The sequence below is a fragment of the Rummeliibacillus sp. JY-2-4R genome (assembly GCF_053847205.1).
Map to the genome: position 1 here is coordinate 3,009,732 of NZ_CM132623.1, position 17,884 is coordinate 3,027,615.

Consider the following 17,884-nt stretch of genomic DNA (forward strand, 5'->3'; position numbering starts at 1 on the left):
AAACCCCACACTAAGTGTAGGGCGATAGTTTCAATTTATGCTGTTGTGTGCGATTCTCGTGTGCGAGGTAGTTCATCAATGACTTGTTTACCTGCTTTGTCCCACTTGATTAAGCGTTTGAAAGCATCGTGGTAGAAGCAGACCCAATAGCCATTATCAAGAATTTCCTTTACAAGTTTTTCTTTTGCGAAGATGGATGTCATAGGGTAGTCATCATATGCTAATACCCATAATGGATTTTGATGAGCATGTGTTGGCATGATATCTGCCATATGGATAATGGTTTCACCTTTTTGTGATAAGCGGATGATACAATGTCCATCACTATGACCTCCAGTATGAACCATTAAAATACCTGGCAATACTTCAAATTGTTCATTAAACGGTTTTACTTGCTCTTCGATTGACTTCCAATTTTCTTCCCAATACGTATTGGCAGAGCGAATATTCGGCTCGCGCATTTCATCCCATTCGATTTGCGAAACGAAAATTTCCGCATTTGCAAATGTTGGAACCAATTGATCCCCTTGCCATTTTGTTAGACCACAAGCGTGATCAAAATGTAAGTGTGTCATCAATACATAATCAATATCGTCCGTTGTAAGACCTAACTCTTTTAAACATGCATCAATATTTGATTGTTCTTTCACGCCATAATTGCGTAGTTGCTTGTCCGTAAATTTCCCATTACCTACACCGGCATCAATGAGTAGATTCTTGCCTTGATATTGAATTAATATAGGGTCTGTTCGTAATTCAATTTGATTATTGTCATTCACTGGATATTTTCTTGACCATAGAGGCTTAGGAACAACACCAAACATTGCACCACCATCTAAAAAAGTAACTCCCCCATTTAACCATGTTAACTTCATATCATGAAATTGAAATGCATCCATCCTATGATCCCCCTTTGTAAACTCATAAAATTATCACACACAATTTATGTAAATGTGCTTCAATAATTGTAACATGATTGGCAATTTTCCAAAAGAAATGTATTGATACTTTAGAGAATTTAAAAATCCACATTCTACTCACAACAAATAGAATGTGGATTTGATCAGTTAGTCTTTTTTAGTTTGAAATTGTGATTCTAAACGGTAGATTGGTTGGCCTTTTGAGGAGAATTTTTCCTCATATTCTGTCATGACATTGTCTTCTGGCATTTCAGCATGTAAATCAAGGGATACGTAGTTTAACTTCATACCATAATGCGACATGCTTACAAGTGAAAATTCAAAAAGTCCACGGTTATCTGTTTTGAAATGCACTTCTCCGTTATCTACTAACACGGATTCATATAATTTTAAAAAGTTTTCATGTGTTAAGCGACGTTTTGCATGGCGTGATTTTGGCCATGGATCAGAAAAGTTTAGATATAGACGATCTACTTCTTTTTTGTCGAAGTATTTTTCTAAATCGGCACCGTTGATTAATAATAAGTGAACATTATTAGGAGAACCAGCTTCGATTACTTTTTCAGCAGCTGTAACAATAACACTGTCAAATAATTCAATTCCAAGATAATTAATCTCTGGATTTTGTAGTGCCATTCCTGTTATAAATTGACCTTTTCCTGAACCTACTTCAATATGCAAAGGATTGTCATTTCCAAATAACTCTTTCCATTTGCCTTTATGCTCTTCTGGAGTAGGAATAATAATTTCAGGGTGAGCTTTGATAAAATCTGCGGCCCATGGTTTGTTTCGAACTCTCAAGTATATTTCCTCATTTCTATATTTTTCGTGCAATTCAACATTTAATTATTAAAGAAAGAATGTACTTAGTCAAGAAATCTTTCTAGCTATTTACTTTATCATATCTACTAAATAAATTGTATTCGCTATGGTAATAGTATGTGTATTTTCTTACTTATTTATTATTTAATCCGATGATTCAGCATCTGTTTGTTCGTCTTCATCCTCATCTAATCTTTGAAAGGAGGTAGTTTGTACCTTATTTAATAGACACTGTGCGGCTTTAAATTGCATATGTTTCATTGGTGACGGATTTTTCTTCAAATGCGTAAACCATTCTTTATATTTTCTCTTATCAATCATTTCTATTCCATAAATTGAGCCAGGATAATCAATATAACCGTTACGAGATAGCACCACTTTTCGAATAGGTAAATCAATTTCATGTGTTTTGAAAACTTGTTTCACAATTGATTCCATCCGATTTAAACCAATGAATGGATTTAAAACTTTTTTATCAATCTTCCCTATTTTTTTAGCCCAAAAGCGACTTCCATCACCAACAAACACAGCTTCGTTCTCTTCTTCTAATACTTGAATACATATACACTCTGTGGGTGTTAAAAGTAATATGCCCATTTCAATAGGAGCCTTTTTGATTTGAAAAATGGGGTAGTAAAATAGAAAGTAACTATCTGGTAAACGTTGTATAAAAGCGCGCAATAATGCATCACGATAAAATTTCGGATTGATATATGACTTTTCTCGTAGAGTCGCACTCGCCCATTTTAATTGAAATTGGAAAAGTTGATCCATGTACATTCTTCTTAATTCTTCTATTGTTTGTGGATAATATAGAATCTTAGGTTGGAAAAACTCATTTAGAAGATTATTTTCTTCAGAAGTTGGCTCATCTCGATTTTCGGAAATATAAGCTTCCTCACTATCCTCTACATACTGTTTCTTTCGACGATTAAATGGCAACAAGCGCTGAAGAAAACTTTTCGATTGTTTTTCTACTTCTTCTTCGTGTTCCCACTCGGAGATTTCTTCGCCAGACTCCCAGTTACTTTTCATATGGTCCCACTGTATATTTTTTAGTCTCACAAATTGGGTTGGATATCTTTTTAAATCATTTTGATAACGAGAAACGTAGTCTTGTAGTTTAACTAATTGTGCCATAATACCCCTCCCAAATGACTATTGGTTGCAAAGTTAGTTTTATATGTAATCGTTGCATGCAAAAACAAACCGTATAAGGCCACATAGCGGACTTATGCGGTTTTTATGCTAAAAGAATCGGTACTTTCCAATTGAAGAAATTCATTAAATTTTATTTATAGATTGAACCTTTTCTTCAAAAGCTTGTTGAAGTTTACGTGTATAGGCACCAGGTACGCCTTCTCCAATTACTGTATCCTCTATTTTAATAATAGGTGTAATTTCTGAAGTTGTTGATGATAGGAAGATTTCATCCATTTGAAATGCTTGTGATTTTGTAAATGGTTCCTCCACAACTTTCAACTTAATTTCCTCACAGCACTTCATGACAACTTGGCGCGTGATTCCGTTTAATATAAAGTTATTGGTTGGGTGCGTATAGAGTACGCCATCTTTGATACCATAGATATTTGAAGATGAGCCTTCTGTTATCACTTCTCCTCTATGTTGAATCGCTTCATAGCAATTAGCTTCATGTGCTTTTTGTTTTGCTAGAACATTACCAAGTAAATTCAAGCTTTTGATATCACAGCGAAGCCAACGAATATCTTCAACGAAAATCGCGCCAACCCCATTGCGATGATTTTCAATAGGTCTTCCTGCAGTTTGCGTATATGCAATTAATACTGGCTCCGTTACTTCTACAGGAAATGCATGATTACGCGGAGCCACACCTCTTGTAATTTGCATATAAATATGACCTGCTTCTAATTCATTTTCTTCAACTAGATCATAAAGCATTTTATGTAAAACATCCTTTGTATAAGGAATTACTAGTTGAATTTCATCTGCACTTCTATAAAAACGATCGATATGTTCTGTTGCTGTGAACATAGAGCCATCGTATACTTTAATCACTTCATATATCCCATCACCAAATTGGTACCCTCTATCGTGAATCGAAATTGTTGCCTCTTCTTGGTTCATAAATCGACCATTATATAGCATTTTCGCCATTTTTCTTTCAACTCCTCTATTCATACATTATACAAAAGAAAAGATGTGGTGAACGAAAAAGTTCATCACATCTGAAATTTAACTCATCAGTTTTACTTTTTCTGGATTACTGTACACTGCGTATATAGTCGAAATTCGAATATACTTTTCTGTTAGGTTAAATATTTGATTTGTTTTTAGCATTTCTTTTTCTTCTTCTGTTAAGACGTCTTTTATCTCCTTATACTGCTCACCAGGACCTTTATTTTTCCATGCAATAAATTGTATAGCACGTCCCATATTTGTAAAAGTATTGTTGCGAATTTTTGGATTTATGGCGCCACTTGAAAGTATCCCTCTTTTGCTTGAATTGTTTACCGCTACATTTCGAATATTATTATTTTCAATGATAGGTGTTTTCCAGTTCATCACTCGAATGGCGTCATTTCTCATAGTATCAATCGTATTTCCTCTGATGATAATATCTGTATGAAGATGTCCTCCTGAATACTTATGAGTACCGATTGCTCTGTCTAAATTTCTAAATGTATTATTCGTTATGTTCACTCCGGAATTTGCAGTACAGTCAAAATTACTCCATTTTGAACTCCAGCCGTGTGTTGTTCTATCAGGTGTATCAATGTTAATAGCCTCCTTAATGTATCGATTGGAAGGCTTAGAATCGACAAATTGGCTGTTTGTGATAGTCACATTTTTGGATGCATCCATTTCAATAAAATGGCCTGAATACATATTACGAAACTGGATATTTGAAACATAGACGTTTTTGTTATGTCCCATAATGATGGCAAAGCTAAATAATTTATAGTTTAAATTGAATATAACGTTTCCTTTTCCAATAAAGCTAATATTTTTTTCACCATTATAACCCCTGACAGCTCTTTCTTTTTTAGCTAGTGATGGGCGAATTAGTTGGAAAATGGAATGGGACGGACTCATATTTGTTCCTGTTTCATCCCCTTTTATGATTTCAGTGCCGTCTTCGAATTCTAATGTGACATTCGAAGGGACATACACTACATTTGTGATTGTATAAACACCTCTTGTAAAGACGATTTTCCCTCCGCCTTGTTTTTCAAGCTGCTCCATATACGATCTCAATGCATAATATTGCTTGGTCTGTTCTGTATAAGATGGAAGAAGCAGATACTCTTTATTGAGAGTCACTGATTGAGGGGTTATTTTGTACTCAGCTTTTCCTAAATCCAGCAAATTCGTAAATTCAATTTTTTCATTGTGCTTAAGTACAGTGTTTTCTATTTGCGTATCATACTCCTGTAGGTCTTTTCCAATGTTTGAAGCCAGTGCCTTTTTAACGCCTAAAGTAATGGTATTCTCATTGAATGGCTCATTTGTACCTGTTTGTGCAACCAAAAATACTGCAATATTAAGTTTTATAAATTGATTATGCTGAATAATTGGCTTATAGGTTCCTTTAACGAATATCCCATAAGGACCCTTTACAGATTGAATTTTGTTATTTTCTACAATTGGTAGCCTCCAATTTTTCATAACAATTGCACTTACTTCTGTATTTTTTATAGAGTTATTCATAATCGCTACATTCGAATGGAATTTGTCAATTGTAAAATGATTAGAACCTATGGCCTCATGTACTTGTCTGAACTTGTTTTTCTCGATTAATATTTTTGTATTTGGGGTGTTATCATACGAACTCCAGGAAACTTTGTACGTTCCATAAGAGAAGTCAGCCGTTTCAATGCTAATAGCTGGTTTAGAGGAGGATGTTTCATTTGTAAAACTATTATTTTGTATCTTCGTATTTTGGGTAGCCACTAATTGAAGAAAATATCCTTCATTGGCATTTTTAAATTGGAGATTTTGAATGGTAAGATTTCGATTATGTCCTGTAATAATACCACTTACATTTTTATAACCTTGCAAGTCAATTGTAGCTTTCCCATTGCTCGTGATGGTTACATTCTCTGATCCGCTATAGTCACCAATGGAAGCACCTGAATTTCTTATACTAGGTGCTACTAATTGGAACATGGAGTTAGATGCTTTTAAAGAATTCCCAGTATCTATACTTTTTTCTAGTGTAACACCATCATTTAATTGGATCGTTACATTTGAAGGTACATATAATGTGTTAGTAATCTTATATGTACCTTTTTTTAGGATTAAAGTACCACCACCAGTTGACTCCAGTCTTTCTAAATAGGATCTTAGTGTGTAATAGTTTTTTGTCTTGTATGAATATGTTTTATATTTTTTCATTTTGTTATTAATAGGAGAAGTTCTTGGCGAAATGGTGTAGGTAGATCCTTTTCCAGATGCAGTAAGAAACGAATGCATATACCAACCTACACTAAATAGACCTGCTAAAAGCGCTATGTAGGTTGCTAATTTCCAACTAAATTTCACCTTACTCTCTCCTATCTTAACGATTATTTCATTTACAAAGATGTTGATGGATTTGATGGATTAGGTAATACTATTTTTTCAGCATTACTGTAATCTCCATACGTTTTGTTTGTGATGCGAATAAAATATTCCGTTACATTATGAACGGTATTTGTTTGTAATGCTGCTTTATTTTCATCTGTTAGTGTGTTATATATTGGCGGGTAAATACTACCTGGACCGCTATTTTCCCAAACTATAAATTGCATAGCACGCGCGACTTTGTCGAATGTATTATGTTGAATTGTAGGGTTACTTGCTCCACTAATTAAAATACCACGCAAACTATTTTGGCCAATTCCCACTTCAGAAATTGTATTCTCGTCGATAATTGGATTGGACCAATTCATCACTCGAATCGCATCAGATCGCATTGTTTTAATCATATTATTACGAATGGTTACATTGTTGTGCAATTTTCCTCCAGAATATTTATGTGTGCCAACAGCTCGATCCAATTGTTTAAATGTATTATTTGCGATTAGCACATTGTTATTCGGTTGTTTATCAAATTTGCTCCAGATCTGACTCCATCCTTGTGTCTCGTGATCTGGTGTATCAATATTGATGGCTTCTTTATCATGACCAGTCATATGTTTTGAACCTTGGAAGGATGAATTAATGATTTTCACATTATTTGAGGCATCTAGTTCAATAAAATGACCTCCGTACATGTTTTTAAACTGAATATGATTGATTTCAATATTTTGGTTGTGTCCTATGATAATCGCGATTGCTTTTAAATCGAATTGTAAATCGATTGTAGCAGTACCACTGCCTATCAATTTAATATTTTTTTCTCCTTCATATTTTCCGTAAACATTTGCTTTATATGCTTTTGATGGTCTGATGAATTGGAAAATGGATTTAGAAGGTACTATTTTGCTTCCTGTACTTTTTCCTTTTATAATTTTGGCCCCATCTGCAAGTTCAATCGTTACGTTAGACGGCACATATAATGCATTACTTACAATGTATGTCCCTTTTTTTAATATCAATTTGCCACCTTTTGTACTTTCTAGTTTTTCAAGATATGAACGGAGCATATAGTAATTTTGGGTTTGCTTATTGTAGGTTGAGTATTTTAAATAGGATTTATTAATTGGCTTTGATGTTGGTGTTACTTGAAATGTAGGTTTTGTTGTTGCTGCATGTGCTTTTATTCCCTCGATGTTTAAGCTAAGTACACAGAAGAATGCAATTGTTATTGTTAGAAACCAGAAGTTTTTCTTGGTGTTCATTTTTGTATAAATCTCCTTTCGAATGTTAACAAGTTACTTAGTCAAATGCATTTATAATATAAATACTATTCAGTTTTAAAAAGGTATATTTTATAAATAAATAATAGCTATTTGGTGTACCTCCTTGGCAACTTAGGGTACTGTAAAAATATTTTATACTTATTAGATTTAGTATGAAGTGGAATCGGCTTCGCTTTCCTGCGGACGAGCGGTGAGTCTGCGCCGATTCCACTTCGATAATAATTTTTGGGTACTAATTTCCATCAAAAGAGTTATATATTGGCTAGATTGTCCTAATAATCTGTTCCGTGCATCCCCCTCCAAATCTACCTATCGAATACTGTTAAACTGCAATCAACCACTCTGTTACTAATAAGAAGGATTCCGATTATTACTCTTTTTTAGTATGCCAAATAGAAAAAGCCCCCATCATTTTATTGCATGGAGGCTGTTAACATTATTTTAACAATATTTACAAGTAACTTAAAGAGTTTTTCCTAATTTTTTGTGCCTAGTTCGACAATTGCGTCTGCGTAGATAGCAGCTGCTTTTACTAGGTTTTCGATTACTACGTATTCATCAGCTTGATGTGCTAGGTCTGGTTCTCCTGGGAATAACATACCGAATGCTACACCTGTTGGTAATTCACGTGCATACGTACCACCGCCGATTGATAGTAATTCTGTTTTTTCTCCTGTGTTACGTTCATACACTTTAGATAGTTTTTGGATTAGTTCTTCTTTTGGATCTACATAATGTGGTTTTGAATCGTCTACTACATCTAGCGCAAAGCCAAGTTTTGCTACAGCTAATCCACCAGCTGTAATTTTTTCTTCATAAGGGTAAGATACAGAATAACGCATACTTACATCAATTTGGCCACCCTTACCTTCTTCAAATGTAACAACACCAGCGTTCAATGTTGTATCTCCTGAAATTTCGTCTGTGAAAGCAAGATCCAGTGCGCGTCCGCGAGTTTCGTTTGCAAAACCTGTTACTAAGAACTGAGTAAATTCTTTAGATTGTGGAGTTGTGAAAACTGTATTTAGATATTGAGCAAGTTTCACTGCTGCATTGATTCCTGCATTTGGTTCCATTGCATGTGCAGACTTTCCTTTTACAGATAGTTTGAATCCATCAGTAGTTTCTTCAATAGAACCCTCTAATTCAGCTGCTTTTAAATATGCATTAAATGTTACTTCGAATTCTTCAGGTACATTTCGTACAATGGCTTCTGCAAAATCTGGTACCATGTTAATTCGGTGTCCAGCATGGAATGATACTAATTGTTCGTTTTCTTGTGATTTTGCTTGTTGACTAAATGTTAGTTCAGCAATCCCTTTTTCGGCATTAATAATAGGGAAATCAGCGTCTGGTGCAAAGCCCAATGTAGGCATTTCTTCTTTTTCCACGTAGCGTTTTACACAGCGGAAACCACTTTCTTCATCGGAACCAACAATCATACGGATTCTACGATTTAGTGTGATGCCTGCATCCTTCACCATTTTCATCGCTAACCATGCAGCCATTGTTGGACCTTTATCATCGATTGAACCACGTCCAAATAATTTACCATCTTCAATGACAGCGCCAAATGGTGGATGTACCCAATCACTACCTGCTGGTACAACATCTACGTGACATAGAATGCCGACCATTTCTTCCCCTTCACCCATTTCAATATAGCCGACCATATTATCGATATTTTTTGTTTTTAGGCCTTGATCTTCACCTTGTTTTAGCATCCAATCTAAAGCTTCTTTAGGACCCACTCCAAATGGAGCATCTTCCGTTGCAGTACTTTCATCTTTCACACTATTAATTTGTACTAACTCCTGTAAATTGCCGATTAATTCCTCTTGGCGCAGTGATGCTTGTTTCAACCAATCCATTATATAAATTCCTCCTTAACAAATCTCAATATTATTTTACACCCTTTCCTAAATTTCACATAGGATTAACAAAAACACGTACGTTTTTAATTATATTTAGCATTTTCGTTCGCCTTTAATTGTAAACATAATGTTACAAACGTTAAATTCTGATCAAAAGTATGGAAATATACAAGCTTATTGGTTATAATGAAATTGTCAGATAATAAGTATTTGGCTAACAACTTAGAAAAGGGGATGTCTAAGGCAAACTAAATTAGGAGCCTGAATACCTCGCAATTTTTCCGTCCGCTAGTCTTGAGAAATGAGATAAGGAGTGGTTCTTAAATGAAACCAACTACTGATCGGATGCTTAATCGAATTAAGGATGTGTATAAGTACATTCATAGTAAAGGTACTGTTACTACACAAGACTTAGTCGATGAATTTGGCATCACTCCTCGCACGATTCAAAGAGATTTGAATGTGTTAGCCTTTAATGATTTGGTAGAAAGCCCAAGTCGAGGCAAATGGACAACGACGCGTAAGAAAGTGAAAATGACATCTTAGAAAGATTCAACGAGTTGGATCTCACGCTTTTCGTTGAATGGACGGTCAACTCGCCATATGCTGGTGGCAAATTCGTCTAAAATGTTACTTTACAAATTACAAAAGTTAAAAAAAGAATGACCATGCTGCGTCGCTTGGTCATTCTTTTTGTTTTGATTAAAGCTTTTCTTTAATCTTTTCGATTTCCTCTTTTGTTAATTCCCTATACTTACCTAAGCTTAAACTCTCATCAAGCTGTAAATTTCCCATTGATAGCCGTTTCAAGTATGTTACCCTTTTTCCAACTGCTTCAAACATTCTCTTTACTTGATGAAATTTTCCTTCTGAAATTGTTAATTCAATCTCTGAAACCTCTCCTGATTTTAGGATGTTAAGTTCTCCTGGCTTTGTATGATAGCCATCTTCTAAGATTACACCTTGTCTAAATGCTTCTATGTCCACTTCTGTTACTCTACCATCAATCTTGGCATAGTAAACTTTCGGCACATGCTTTTTCGGTGATAATAGATTATGCGCTAGCACGCCATCGTTCGTGATCAGTAAGAATCCTTCTGTATCCTTATCTAAACGGCCGACTGGAAATGGTTCGAAGTGCACGTGAAATGGATCAAGTAAATCAATGACTGTCTGATCATACAAATCCTCTGTAGCAGAAATAACACCTGCAGGCTTATTCATCATTAAATAGATGAATTCTTGATATTGAACTCGTTCGCCTAGTACTGTGACATTTTGCTTGTCTGGATCAACATGGAGTGATACATCTTTTGCAATAACTCCATCAACAGATACAGCTTTCATCTTCAATAAATTCTTTACTTCTTTACGAGATCCATACCCCATATTTGATAATAATTTATCTAAACGCATAGTTACCCCCTAAAACCCAGTTTACTTGCAATATTGGCTATTCTCGCACCTAATAGTTTTTGTGCTAGTCTAATGCGGAAGGAAAGAAAAGCATAAACAACAGCACCAATTGAAATACAAATGATTAAGTATACAAGTGCCAAAAATTTAGAATGCGCAGCTCCAAAAATCATGACTAATACATGATGAGCAACGATGACAAATGCAGCCATAATAAGTGTTAATAGTATAATTAATATAGAGCGTCTAATAACCATTTTCGATCTATAATTCAGTGCTTTTCTTAATACCAACATGTTGATTACAATGGAAATTATATATCCAATTGAAGTGGATAAAATAGCACCTTTTGTTTGAAACGCTTCAACTAGTGGGATGTTAATAGCTAACTTTACTAAAATCCCTGTTAGCAAACTAAAGACAATCCATTTTTGGAAGTCAATGCCTTGCAACAATGCAGCTGTTACTTGGAAGAAAGCAAAAAGAATTGCCACTGGAGCATATGTTGCAAGCACACTAGCACCCATCGTACTTTCTGAATATAGTAAATGATATATATCTGTAGATAAAACTGAAATTCCTACGACGGCAGGTAATGTGATAAATAATAGAATTTGATACGTTTTGTCCATTGTGGTAATTAACGCATCATTTTGTTTTTTCGTATAGTAGTTTGTAATGGCAGGAACTAATGCCATTGAGAAACCTGTTGCAAGCATGACAGGTATGATGACAATTTTATGGGTTGTGAAGTTCAGCATACCTAAATAATCATCAGAAACTTTTGCCAGCCCAATATTAGACATAGCCGTATTAAACGTTAACATATCTACTAATTGGAAAAGTGGATTCGCAATCCCTACAAATACATAAGGAATGGAATAAGTTATTACTTCTTTATAAATATTTTTATAGGATAATTGACCAGATGACACACTACTTTGTAGCTTAAGATCAAATTCCGGTTTTAGCTTTCGCCAGTAAAACCAAAGGGATATTAAACCTGCAATTGCTCCGATAAATGCAGAAAATACAGCAAAGGAAATGGCTGATTCTGCTTTACCACTAAAGACGCGCATCACAAGATAAGATCCAGATAATAACGCAATAATACGTATGATTTGCTCTACTAATTGGGAGGTTGCAGTTGGCTCCATATAATCATAGCCTTGGAAAAACCCACGCACTAAACTCATAAATGGAACAACAATTAAAGCAAAACTTACCCATCGTATGACACCAGCTATTTGTGACACATTAAAAATTTGTTCATCGTCTTTAATCACGATATGAGCAATAGGGTCAGCCAATAGATATAAAACTATAAAAGATAGAAAACCTGTTATGGTCATGATCAACAAACCAGATTTCACTAGTCTACGACCAGACTCGTAATCACCAAGACTGTTATACTTTGCTACAAATTTCGATACAGCAATCGGTGCTCCAGATATTGCGACCGAAAGCATAATCGTATATGGGACATAGGCATACGAATATAACGCCACGTTTTTTTGGCCAATAATGGCATAAAACGGGAAGATGTAAACGAGGCCAAGTATTTTCGATAAAAACATGCCAATCGTTAAAATGGCAGTGCCTTTCATTAAAGATGACATAATACCCTTCCAATCTATCCAAATCTAATAAAACTAATTTTTAGTTTACAACTCGCAGTAAAATTACTCAAATAGTTTTTGTGCTTCGTGTATAATAAATTAAAAAACAGAAAGTGAGTTCCCCTAAATGTATGATGTTATTGTAATCGGCGGTGGTCCTTCTGGATTAATGGCTGCAATTGCTGCTGGTGCTGCTCAAAAAAAAGTTCTACTTCTTGAAAAAGGACATAAATTAGGTCGCAAATTAGCAATTTCTGGTGGAGGTAGATGTAATGTTACAAATCGTCTTCCCATCGATGAAATTGTTAAACATATACCAGGAAATGGTCGCTTTTTATACAGCCCATTTTCAGTTTATAACAATGAAGATATTATTTCTTTTTTTGAAAATCTAGGTGTTAAATTAAAAGAAGAGGATCACGGCCGTATGTTCCCCGTCTCAAACCGTGCACAAGATGTTGTGGAGGCAATGCTACATGAACTTGATCGTTTAAAAGTAGAAATTCGTCAAAACACCCCCGTCGCAAAATTATTAATGGATGATGAGAAAATAATAGGTGTTCGTCTAAAAGACGGAAATGAAATAAAAGCGGGAGCAGTTGTTGTTGCGGTTGGCGGAAAAGCTGTTCCACAAACAGGTTCAACCGGTGATGGCTACCCTTGGGCTGAGAAAGCTGGACATACAGTTACAGAGCTATATCCAACTGAAGTTCCATTGCTTTCAAATGAGACGTTCATTCGTAGTAAAGAGTTGCAAGGTTTAGCACTTCGAGATGCAGAAATTTCCGTTTTAAATAAGAAAGACAAAACCATTATTACGCATAAGATGGATATGCTCTTTACACACTTTGGTTTAAGTGGTCCCGCTATTTTACGGTGCAGTCAATTTGTCGTAAAAGAAATGAAAAAGAATGCAAACAAACCTGTTACAATCAGAATTCAAGCATTAACTGATTACAATGCCGAATCAGCTTTTCAATACATTTTCAAACTAGCAAAAGCAGAGCCAAAAAAAGCATTAAAAAATGTATGGAAAGGAATTGTCCCAGAACGCTGGCTCCTATTCTTAATGGCACGTGCAGAAATTGATGAATCATTAACCGGTGCAGAATTATCAGCTGAAAAAGCACGCCATCTAGCAAACAATCTAGTAGGCTTTGAAATGACCGTAAATGGTACACAACCACTAGAAAAAGCCTTTGTTACAGGTGGCGGTGTATCCGTGAAAGAAATAGAACCCAAAACAATGGCTTCCAAAAAGAAAGCAGGCCTATATTTTTGTGGCGAGATATTAGATATCCATGGTTATACAGGTGGCTATAACATTACCTCAGCACTTGTAACTGGAAGAATTGCCGGAATGAGTGCTGCAAAACATATAACAAATACAAATTGAACACAAACTAATCACTTAGAACCTACAATTCTTTAAATCAAACAGATACTAGGGACAAAACTAATAACTAGTGTATAGAAGTTCAAGCATATATAAAAGCCTTAGCTAAAAAATTTGCTAAGGCTTTTTATTATTTAGCGATTAACTAATTTTTGCTTTGTTCTTCTCTATAATTCTGAGCTCGTGCAATCTACTTTCTTCTCTTAAAGTTACCATTCTTCGTTTAATCATTTCTTTCATGATAATCATCACTTTGATTATATATCCTACTAGAAAAGCTGAAACAAGAGTGCCTAGTCCAATTCCTCTAATATTATGTAAGAAAACAAATGAAAGAAGACATGCAGTTGCTACAAGTGTCCAATCTAAAATAATTTTGACAGTGCCAAAATCCTTGTCATACTTTTCCGCAATTAACTTTACGATTGCTTCTCCCGCATTCATAACGACATTTGCAATTACTTGCAAATAAATTCCCATACTTAACATGGTGCAACCTATTATGAAAGCGATAAGTTGCACAATGATTGAGGTTGGATGGACAAAAGAAAAAACATACATGCCCAGATCTACAAAAAAACCAAAAAATATTCCAACAATCATTTGTGCAATCAGCGATAGATCAAAAAGTTTTTTAAGAATGATTAATTGCACAACCATGAATAATAGGGACAAGACAAAAGAAAAGACTCCAAATGATAATGGTGTGATATAACTAGCTACAAGAGGTACAGTCGATATTGGTGAAGTTCCAAGCTTAGCCTGTGTAATTAAAGCAATGCCCAAACCCATAAGTAATAATCCAAATCCTAAAAGTATATAGCGACCTAGAAGTTTCATATTGTAAATATTCCTCCTAAATGGAAAAATAGCGGTTTCTTCGATTAACATCGAAAAAACCGCAGAATGACTATTGCTCGATTACTGTTTCGTTTATAGTAGTATTTTCTGCAGCAAGTTGTTTTTTCGGACGAACTCCTACTACTGCAAAGAATCCGATCAAGGCTAAAATGATACCGCATACACGGAATGCTAGATGGAATCCATCAGATAGTTCACTAGCTTGTTGTACAAGACGACCAGTTATATATGGCCCAGCTATACCACCAAGTGATGTGATTGCCATAAACCATCCTTGTACTTTACCATGATCCTTTTTCGCAACAAATTCTACTAAAATCGCTGGTCCCAGAACTAGAGTTAAACAACCTAGACTTAAACCAAGTGATAAAAATGCAATAGCTAGTACATTCGATGTCATTAATGTACCTATATAGTAAAATACACCTGCTAACATCAAAATTGGGCCTAGAATGAAAACGCGGCTTTTTACAAAATTACGTGTTTTGGCATATAGTCTATCTGATACTGTAGAAAAGAATAGTTGTGAGCACGCAATTAATATCCATGGTAATGAAACAACAAAGCTCAGAGTTTGAGCATTTAAATGACGAACGTTTTCTAAGTAGTTTGGTAACCAGTTTAGCCCAACTGTAAAGGACCAATAAGTACCGAAACCGCATAACGCTATAAACAAGAAGTTTTTAGAAAATAGGAAGGACTTGAAGCTTTGAAATACTTGTGTCTCTTCTTTCTCTATTTCGATTGCTACCTGCTCTTCTGTTTTTTCAGGCTGCTCACGAGCAAATAGTATCCAAATAATGGTCCAAACTACACCAATGATTCCTGTTGCGATAAATGCTGAGCGCCATCCAAAGTTCGTAATTAAATGTAATAATATTGGTGCTGAAACTGCTACCCCAACCGGACCACCAATTGATACGAAAGTTAAGCCAAAGCCAAGTTTTTCTTTTGGTAACCACTTAGAAGCTGCTGTCATCGCAAGAGAGTAAGATGGTCCCTCTCCCGCTCCTAATATAATTCTTGTAACTAAAAGAATAGCAAAGCTTGAGACAAAAATAGTTGAAAATTGTACAAGGGCCCAAATAAGCGCCATCCAAATAATTACTTTCTTTGTACCAATTTTATCAGCAATTCCGCCAACTACTACAGCTGATATAGAATATAGAAGGAAAAACACACTGCCGACAATCCCCCATTGCTCAGGTTGTAATCCTAATTCCTTCATAATTGGTACAGATGCAAATCCGATAATCGCTTTATCTGCATTACTAATGATTGTTAAAAAGAAGAGTAATACAATTACAAGCCAACCCCTTGGCGTAATTTTCGCTTTTGTTTGACGATTTTCCATTATCCCATCTCCCTTATGTAAATCAAGAATATTAAGTGAATTTCACTGAAACACTTCCAATATCTGAGAATTCAGCAGTAAAAGTATCTCCTGGTTTTGCAACAACTGCTGCAGTTAATGCACCTGATAAAATAATTTCTCCCTTTTTCAATGTCACCCCATATTCAAACAGCTTATTAGCAAGCCATGCAACACAAGTTGCGGGATGACCTAGCACGTCTGCGCCACTCCCTTCATTAATAACGCTACCATTTTGTAGTAGACGCATTGTTACTTTCGTCAAATCAAGGCTTTCTACTTCAGTTTGTTGATTACCTAAAACGTATAGTCCACATGATGCATTGTCTGCTACTGTATCTGCTAACTTGATTTGCCAATCTTTGATACGACTATCTACAATTTCGAGTGAAGGAACGACAAATGCTGTAGCCGCTAAAACTTGCTCTTCTGTTACATTTGGTCCAACTAGATCTTCTTTTAATATAAAAGCAATCTCGCCTTCTACTTTTGGTTGGAATAATGTTGCCGTTTCAATTGTACCGTTATTCTCAACTGCCATATTATTAAGTAATTGACCATAATCTGGTTGATCAACACCAAGTAAATTTTGCATAGCAAGTGAAGTTAATCCAATCTTCTTGCCTGTAACTGACCGTCCAGCTTCTAATTCATCTGCAATCAGCTTTAATTGAACTTGATACGCTTCCTCAACAGTAAAATCAGGATTCGCTTCAGTTAATGCCTGAATTGAAATATGGTCCTTTATTGCGCCTTTTAATTGTTCATATGCTTGTGTAATAGCTGTTGTTGTTGTCATCTTTTTTCCTCCTTATACGCCAAAAGAAGGGAATGTAGAGAATCCCCCTACATTCCGCTTCCTATCTTGTTTTTTTATCATGTTTTTTAACTAAGCCATTTGGTAAAAAATGCAATATTATGATTTATACATTTACAGGTTGTACACAGAAATCAATGATTACTTTGTTAAACGCTTCAACTTGCTCCCATTGAGGCCAATGCCCAGCATTTTCAATAACTACTAGCTCTGCATTTGGAATCATTTCTTTAATTGGTTGAGCCTCTTCAACAGTAGATGTTGGATCATGATCTGTCCAAGCTAATAATGTTGGAACAGAAATTTTGCCACACCATGATGGATCCCAAATGTATTTTTTACGTGCTTCAACATCTTGTAAATAGACAATATTATACGCAGCTTTTTGATAAGAAGGTTGTGTATAGATATCATAACGACATTTAATCAATTCATCTGTTACCTGTGTTTTATCAAACATTAGCCATTCTAAACGTGTTTTCACATTTTCATAACTTGCTTCTAATACAGCTTTTAATGTAGATTCTCTTAAGCCCTTCATTACTTCAGGTTTACTATTTACATTCCCTGGAGTATTTAATACTTGAGAAATAACGTATTCTGGATGTTCAGCAGAGAACCATGCTGCAACCCAACCACCAAGAGATTCACCAGATAAGTAAACACGATCTAGTTTCAACGCTTGAATTACAGCTAGTAAATGATCGCTATAAGCATCGATACCATAAGGATATTCTGGCTTATCAGTGTAACCATGACCAAGCATATCGATACAAATTACTCTGAAATGCTTGCTAAGTTCTGGAATATTGCGAGCATATGCTTCAATATGTCCACCAGTACCATGTAAAAGAACTAACGGAGTTCCTTTACCTGCTTCCAACACACGTGTACGAACACCATTTGCATCTACATAGTGTAAAGAAAACTCTTGATTTGCTAAATCTGACCAAATTGACATT

The 17,884-nt window shown here is 35.2% G+C and carries 15 protein-coding genes; 2 read left to right on the forward strand and 13 right to left on the reverse strand.

Features of this window, described 5'->3' with window-relative positions:
• Positions 1 to 35 precede the first annotated feature (35 nt).
• The 7 genes from ACWV26_RS14685 to pepV all read right to left on the reverse strand — a co-directional run bounded on the left by ACWV26_RS14685 (position 36) and on the right by pepV (position 9,438).
• Positions 36 to 899, reverse strand: a complete 864-nt coding sequence (locus ACWV26_RS14685; RefSeq protein ID WP_455895471.1) for a YtnP family quorum-quenching lactonase — start codon at positions 897 to 899, stop codon at positions 36 to 38.
• A gap of 168 nt (positions 900 to 1,067) precedes the next feature.
• Entirely contained in the window at positions 1,068 to 1,721 is a 654-nt protein-coding gene (trmB, locus tag ACWV26_RS14690) for a tRNA (guanosine(46)-N7)-methyltransferase TrmB (protein WP_455895472.1), read from the reverse strand.
• A 165-nt stretch (positions 1,722 to 1,886) separates the two neighbouring features.
• Positions 1,887 to 2,882, reverse strand: coding sequence for an NERD domain-containing protein (locus tag ACWV26_RS14695; RefSeq protein ID WP_455895473.1), 996 nt, complete (start codon positions 2,880 to 2,882; stop codon positions 1,887 to 1,889).
• Between the two features lie 144 nt (positions 2,883 to 3,026).
• Entirely contained in the window at positions 3,027 to 3,878 is an 852-nt protein-coding gene (gene dat / locus ACWV26_RS14700; protein WP_455895474.1) for a D-amino-acid transaminase, read from the reverse strand.
• Between the two features lie 78 nt (positions 3,879 to 3,956).
• Positions 3,957 to 6,266, reverse strand: a complete 2,310-nt coding sequence (locus tag ACWV26_RS14705) for a hypothetical protein (RefSeq protein WP_455895475.1) — start codon at positions 6,264 to 6,266, stop codon at positions 3,957 to 3,959.
• A 32-nt stretch (positions 6,267 to 6,298) separates the two neighbouring features.
• Positions 6,299 to 7,546 carry a right-handed parallel beta-helix repeat-containing protein gene (locus ACWV26_RS14710; protein ID WP_455895476.1) on the reverse strand — a complete coding sequence of 416 codons (1,248 nt, stop codon included), beginning with the start codon at positions 7,544 to 7,546 and terminating at the stop codon, positions 6,299 to 6,301.
• Between the two features lie 497 nt (positions 7,547 to 8,043).
• Positions 8,044 to 9,438 carry a dipeptidase PepV gene (gene pepV, locus ACWV26_RS14715; RefSeq protein WP_455895477.1) on the reverse strand — a complete coding sequence of 465 codons (1,395 nt, stop codon included), beginning with the start codon at positions 9,436 to 9,438 and terminating at the stop codon, positions 8,044 to 8,046.
• 327 nt (positions 9,439 to 9,765) lie between these two features.
• Here pepV and ACWV26_RS14720 point away from each other — a divergent pair, with 327 nt between their 5' ends.
• The gene (locus ACWV26_RS14720) at positions 9,766 to 9,987 is read left to right on the forward strand and encodes a DeoR family transcriptional regulator (RefSeq protein ID WP_455895478.1); all 222 of its coding nucleotides are present in this window, start codon (positions 9,766 to 9,768) and stop codon (positions 9,985 to 9,987) included.
• Between the two features lie 156 nt (positions 9,988 to 10,143).
• On the opposite strand, the gene ACWV26_RS14725 is transcribed toward ACWV26_RS14720, so the two are convergent.
• Both ACWV26_RS14725 and ACWV26_RS14730 read right to left on the reverse strand, forming a co-directional pair.
• Positions 10,144 to 10,857: a pseudouridine synthase gene (locus ACWV26_RS14725; RefSeq protein WP_455895479.1), complete on the reverse strand. Its 714-nt coding sequence runs from the start codon at positions 10,855 to 10,857 to the stop codon at positions 10,144 to 10,146.
• Between the two features lie 2 nt (positions 10,858 to 10,859).
• Entirely contained in the window at positions 10,860 to 12,476 is a 1,617-nt protein-coding gene (locus ACWV26_RS14730; RefSeq protein WP_455895480.1) for a putative polysaccharide biosynthesis protein, read from the reverse strand.
• 127 nt (positions 12,477 to 12,603) lie between these two features.
• Between ACWV26_RS14730 and ACWV26_RS14735 the strand changes: the two genes are divergently transcribed.
• On the forward strand, positions 12,604 to 13,872 hold the full coding sequence (locus ACWV26_RS14735) for an NAD(P)/FAD-dependent oxidoreductase (RefSeq protein WP_455895481.1): 1,269 nt from the start codon (positions 12,604 to 12,606) through the stop codon (positions 13,870 to 13,872).
• Positions 13,873 to 14,013: 141 nt separating this feature from the next.
• On the opposite strand, the gene ACWV26_RS14740 is transcribed toward ACWV26_RS14735, so the two are convergent.
• The 4 genes from ACWV26_RS14740 to ACWV26_RS14755 form a co-directional block, all read right to left on the reverse strand.
• The gene (locus ACWV26_RS14740; protein WP_455895482.1) at positions 14,014 to 14,712 is read right to left on the reverse strand and encodes a YczE/YyaS/YitT family protein; all 699 of its coding nucleotides are present in this window, start codon (positions 14,710 to 14,712) and stop codon (positions 14,014 to 14,016) included.
• A 70-nt stretch (positions 14,713 to 14,782) separates the two neighbouring features.
• The gene (locus ACWV26_RS14745; RefSeq protein ID WP_455895483.1) at positions 14,783 to 16,087 is read right to left on the reverse strand and encodes an MFS transporter; all 1,305 of its coding nucleotides are present in this window, start codon (positions 16,085 to 16,087) and stop codon (positions 14,783 to 14,785) included.
• A gap of 31 nt (positions 16,088 to 16,118) precedes the next feature.
• Complete coding sequence (locus tag ACWV26_RS14750) at positions 16,119 to 16,904, reverse strand: 2-keto-4-pentenoate hydratase (RefSeq protein ID WP_455895484.1); 786 nt, start codon at positions 16,902 to 16,904, stop codon at positions 16,119 to 16,121.
• A 124-nt stretch (positions 16,905 to 17,028) separates the two neighbouring features.
• Positions 17,029 to 17,883 carry an alpha/beta fold hydrolase gene (locus tag ACWV26_RS14755; RefSeq protein WP_455895485.1) on the reverse strand — a complete coding sequence of 285 codons (855 nt, stop codon included), beginning with the start codon at positions 17,881 to 17,883 and terminating at the stop codon, positions 17,029 to 17,031.
• Position 17,884 lies beyond the last annotated feature (1 nt).

Bases quoted from the DNA above. Each gene is read 5' to 3' on its own strand.
- ACWV26_RS14685 (WP_455895471.1), bottom strand. From the start codon at position 899: ATGGATGCATTTCAATTTCATGATATGAAGTTAACATGGTTAAATGGG.
- ACWV26_RS14695 (WP_455895473.1), bottom strand. From the start codon at position 2,882: ATGGCACAATTAGTTAAACTACAAGACTACGTTTCTCGTTATCAAAAT.
- dat (WP_455895474.1), bottom strand. From the start codon at position 3,878: ATGGCGAAAATGCTATATAATGGTCGATTTATGAACCAAGAAGAGGCA.
- ACWV26_RS14710 (WP_455895476.1), bottom strand. From the start codon at position 7,546: ATGAACACCAAGAAAAACTTCTGGTTTCTAACAATAACAATTGCATTC.
- pepV (WP_455895477.1), bottom strand. From the start codon at position 9,438: ATGGATTGGTTGAAACAAGCATCACTGCGCCAAGAGGAATTAATCGGC.
- ACWV26_RS14720 (WP_455895478.1), top strand. From the start codon at position 9,766: ATGAAACCAACTACTGATCGGATGCTTAATCGAATTAAGGATGTGTAT.
- ACWV26_RS14725 (WP_455895479.1), bottom strand. From the start codon at position 10,857: ATGCGTTTAGATAAATTATTATCAAATATGGGGTATGGATCTCGTAAA.
- ACWV26_RS14730 (WP_455895480.1), bottom strand. From the start codon at position 12,476: ATGTCATCTTTAATGAAAGGCACTGCCATTTTAACGATTGGCATGTTT.
- ACWV26_RS14735 (WP_455895481.1), top strand. From the start codon at position 12,604: ATGTATGATGTTATTGTAATCGGCGGTGGTCCTTCTGGATTAATGGCT.
- ACWV26_RS14740 (WP_455895482.1), bottom strand. From the start codon at position 14,712: ATGAAACTTCTAGGTCGCTATATACTTTTAGGATTTGGATTATTACTT.
- ACWV26_RS14745 (WP_455895483.1), bottom strand. From the start codon at position 16,087: ATGGAAAATCGTCAAACAAAAGCGAAAATTACGCCAAGGGGTTGGCTT.
- ACWV26_RS14750 (WP_455895484.1), bottom strand. From the start codon at position 16,904: ATGACAACAACAACAGCTATTACACAAGCATATGAACAATTAAAAGGC.
- ACWV26_RS14755 (WP_455895485.1), bottom strand. From the start codon at position 17,883: ATGTCAATTTGGTCAGATTTAGCAAATCAAGAGTTTTCTTTACACTAT.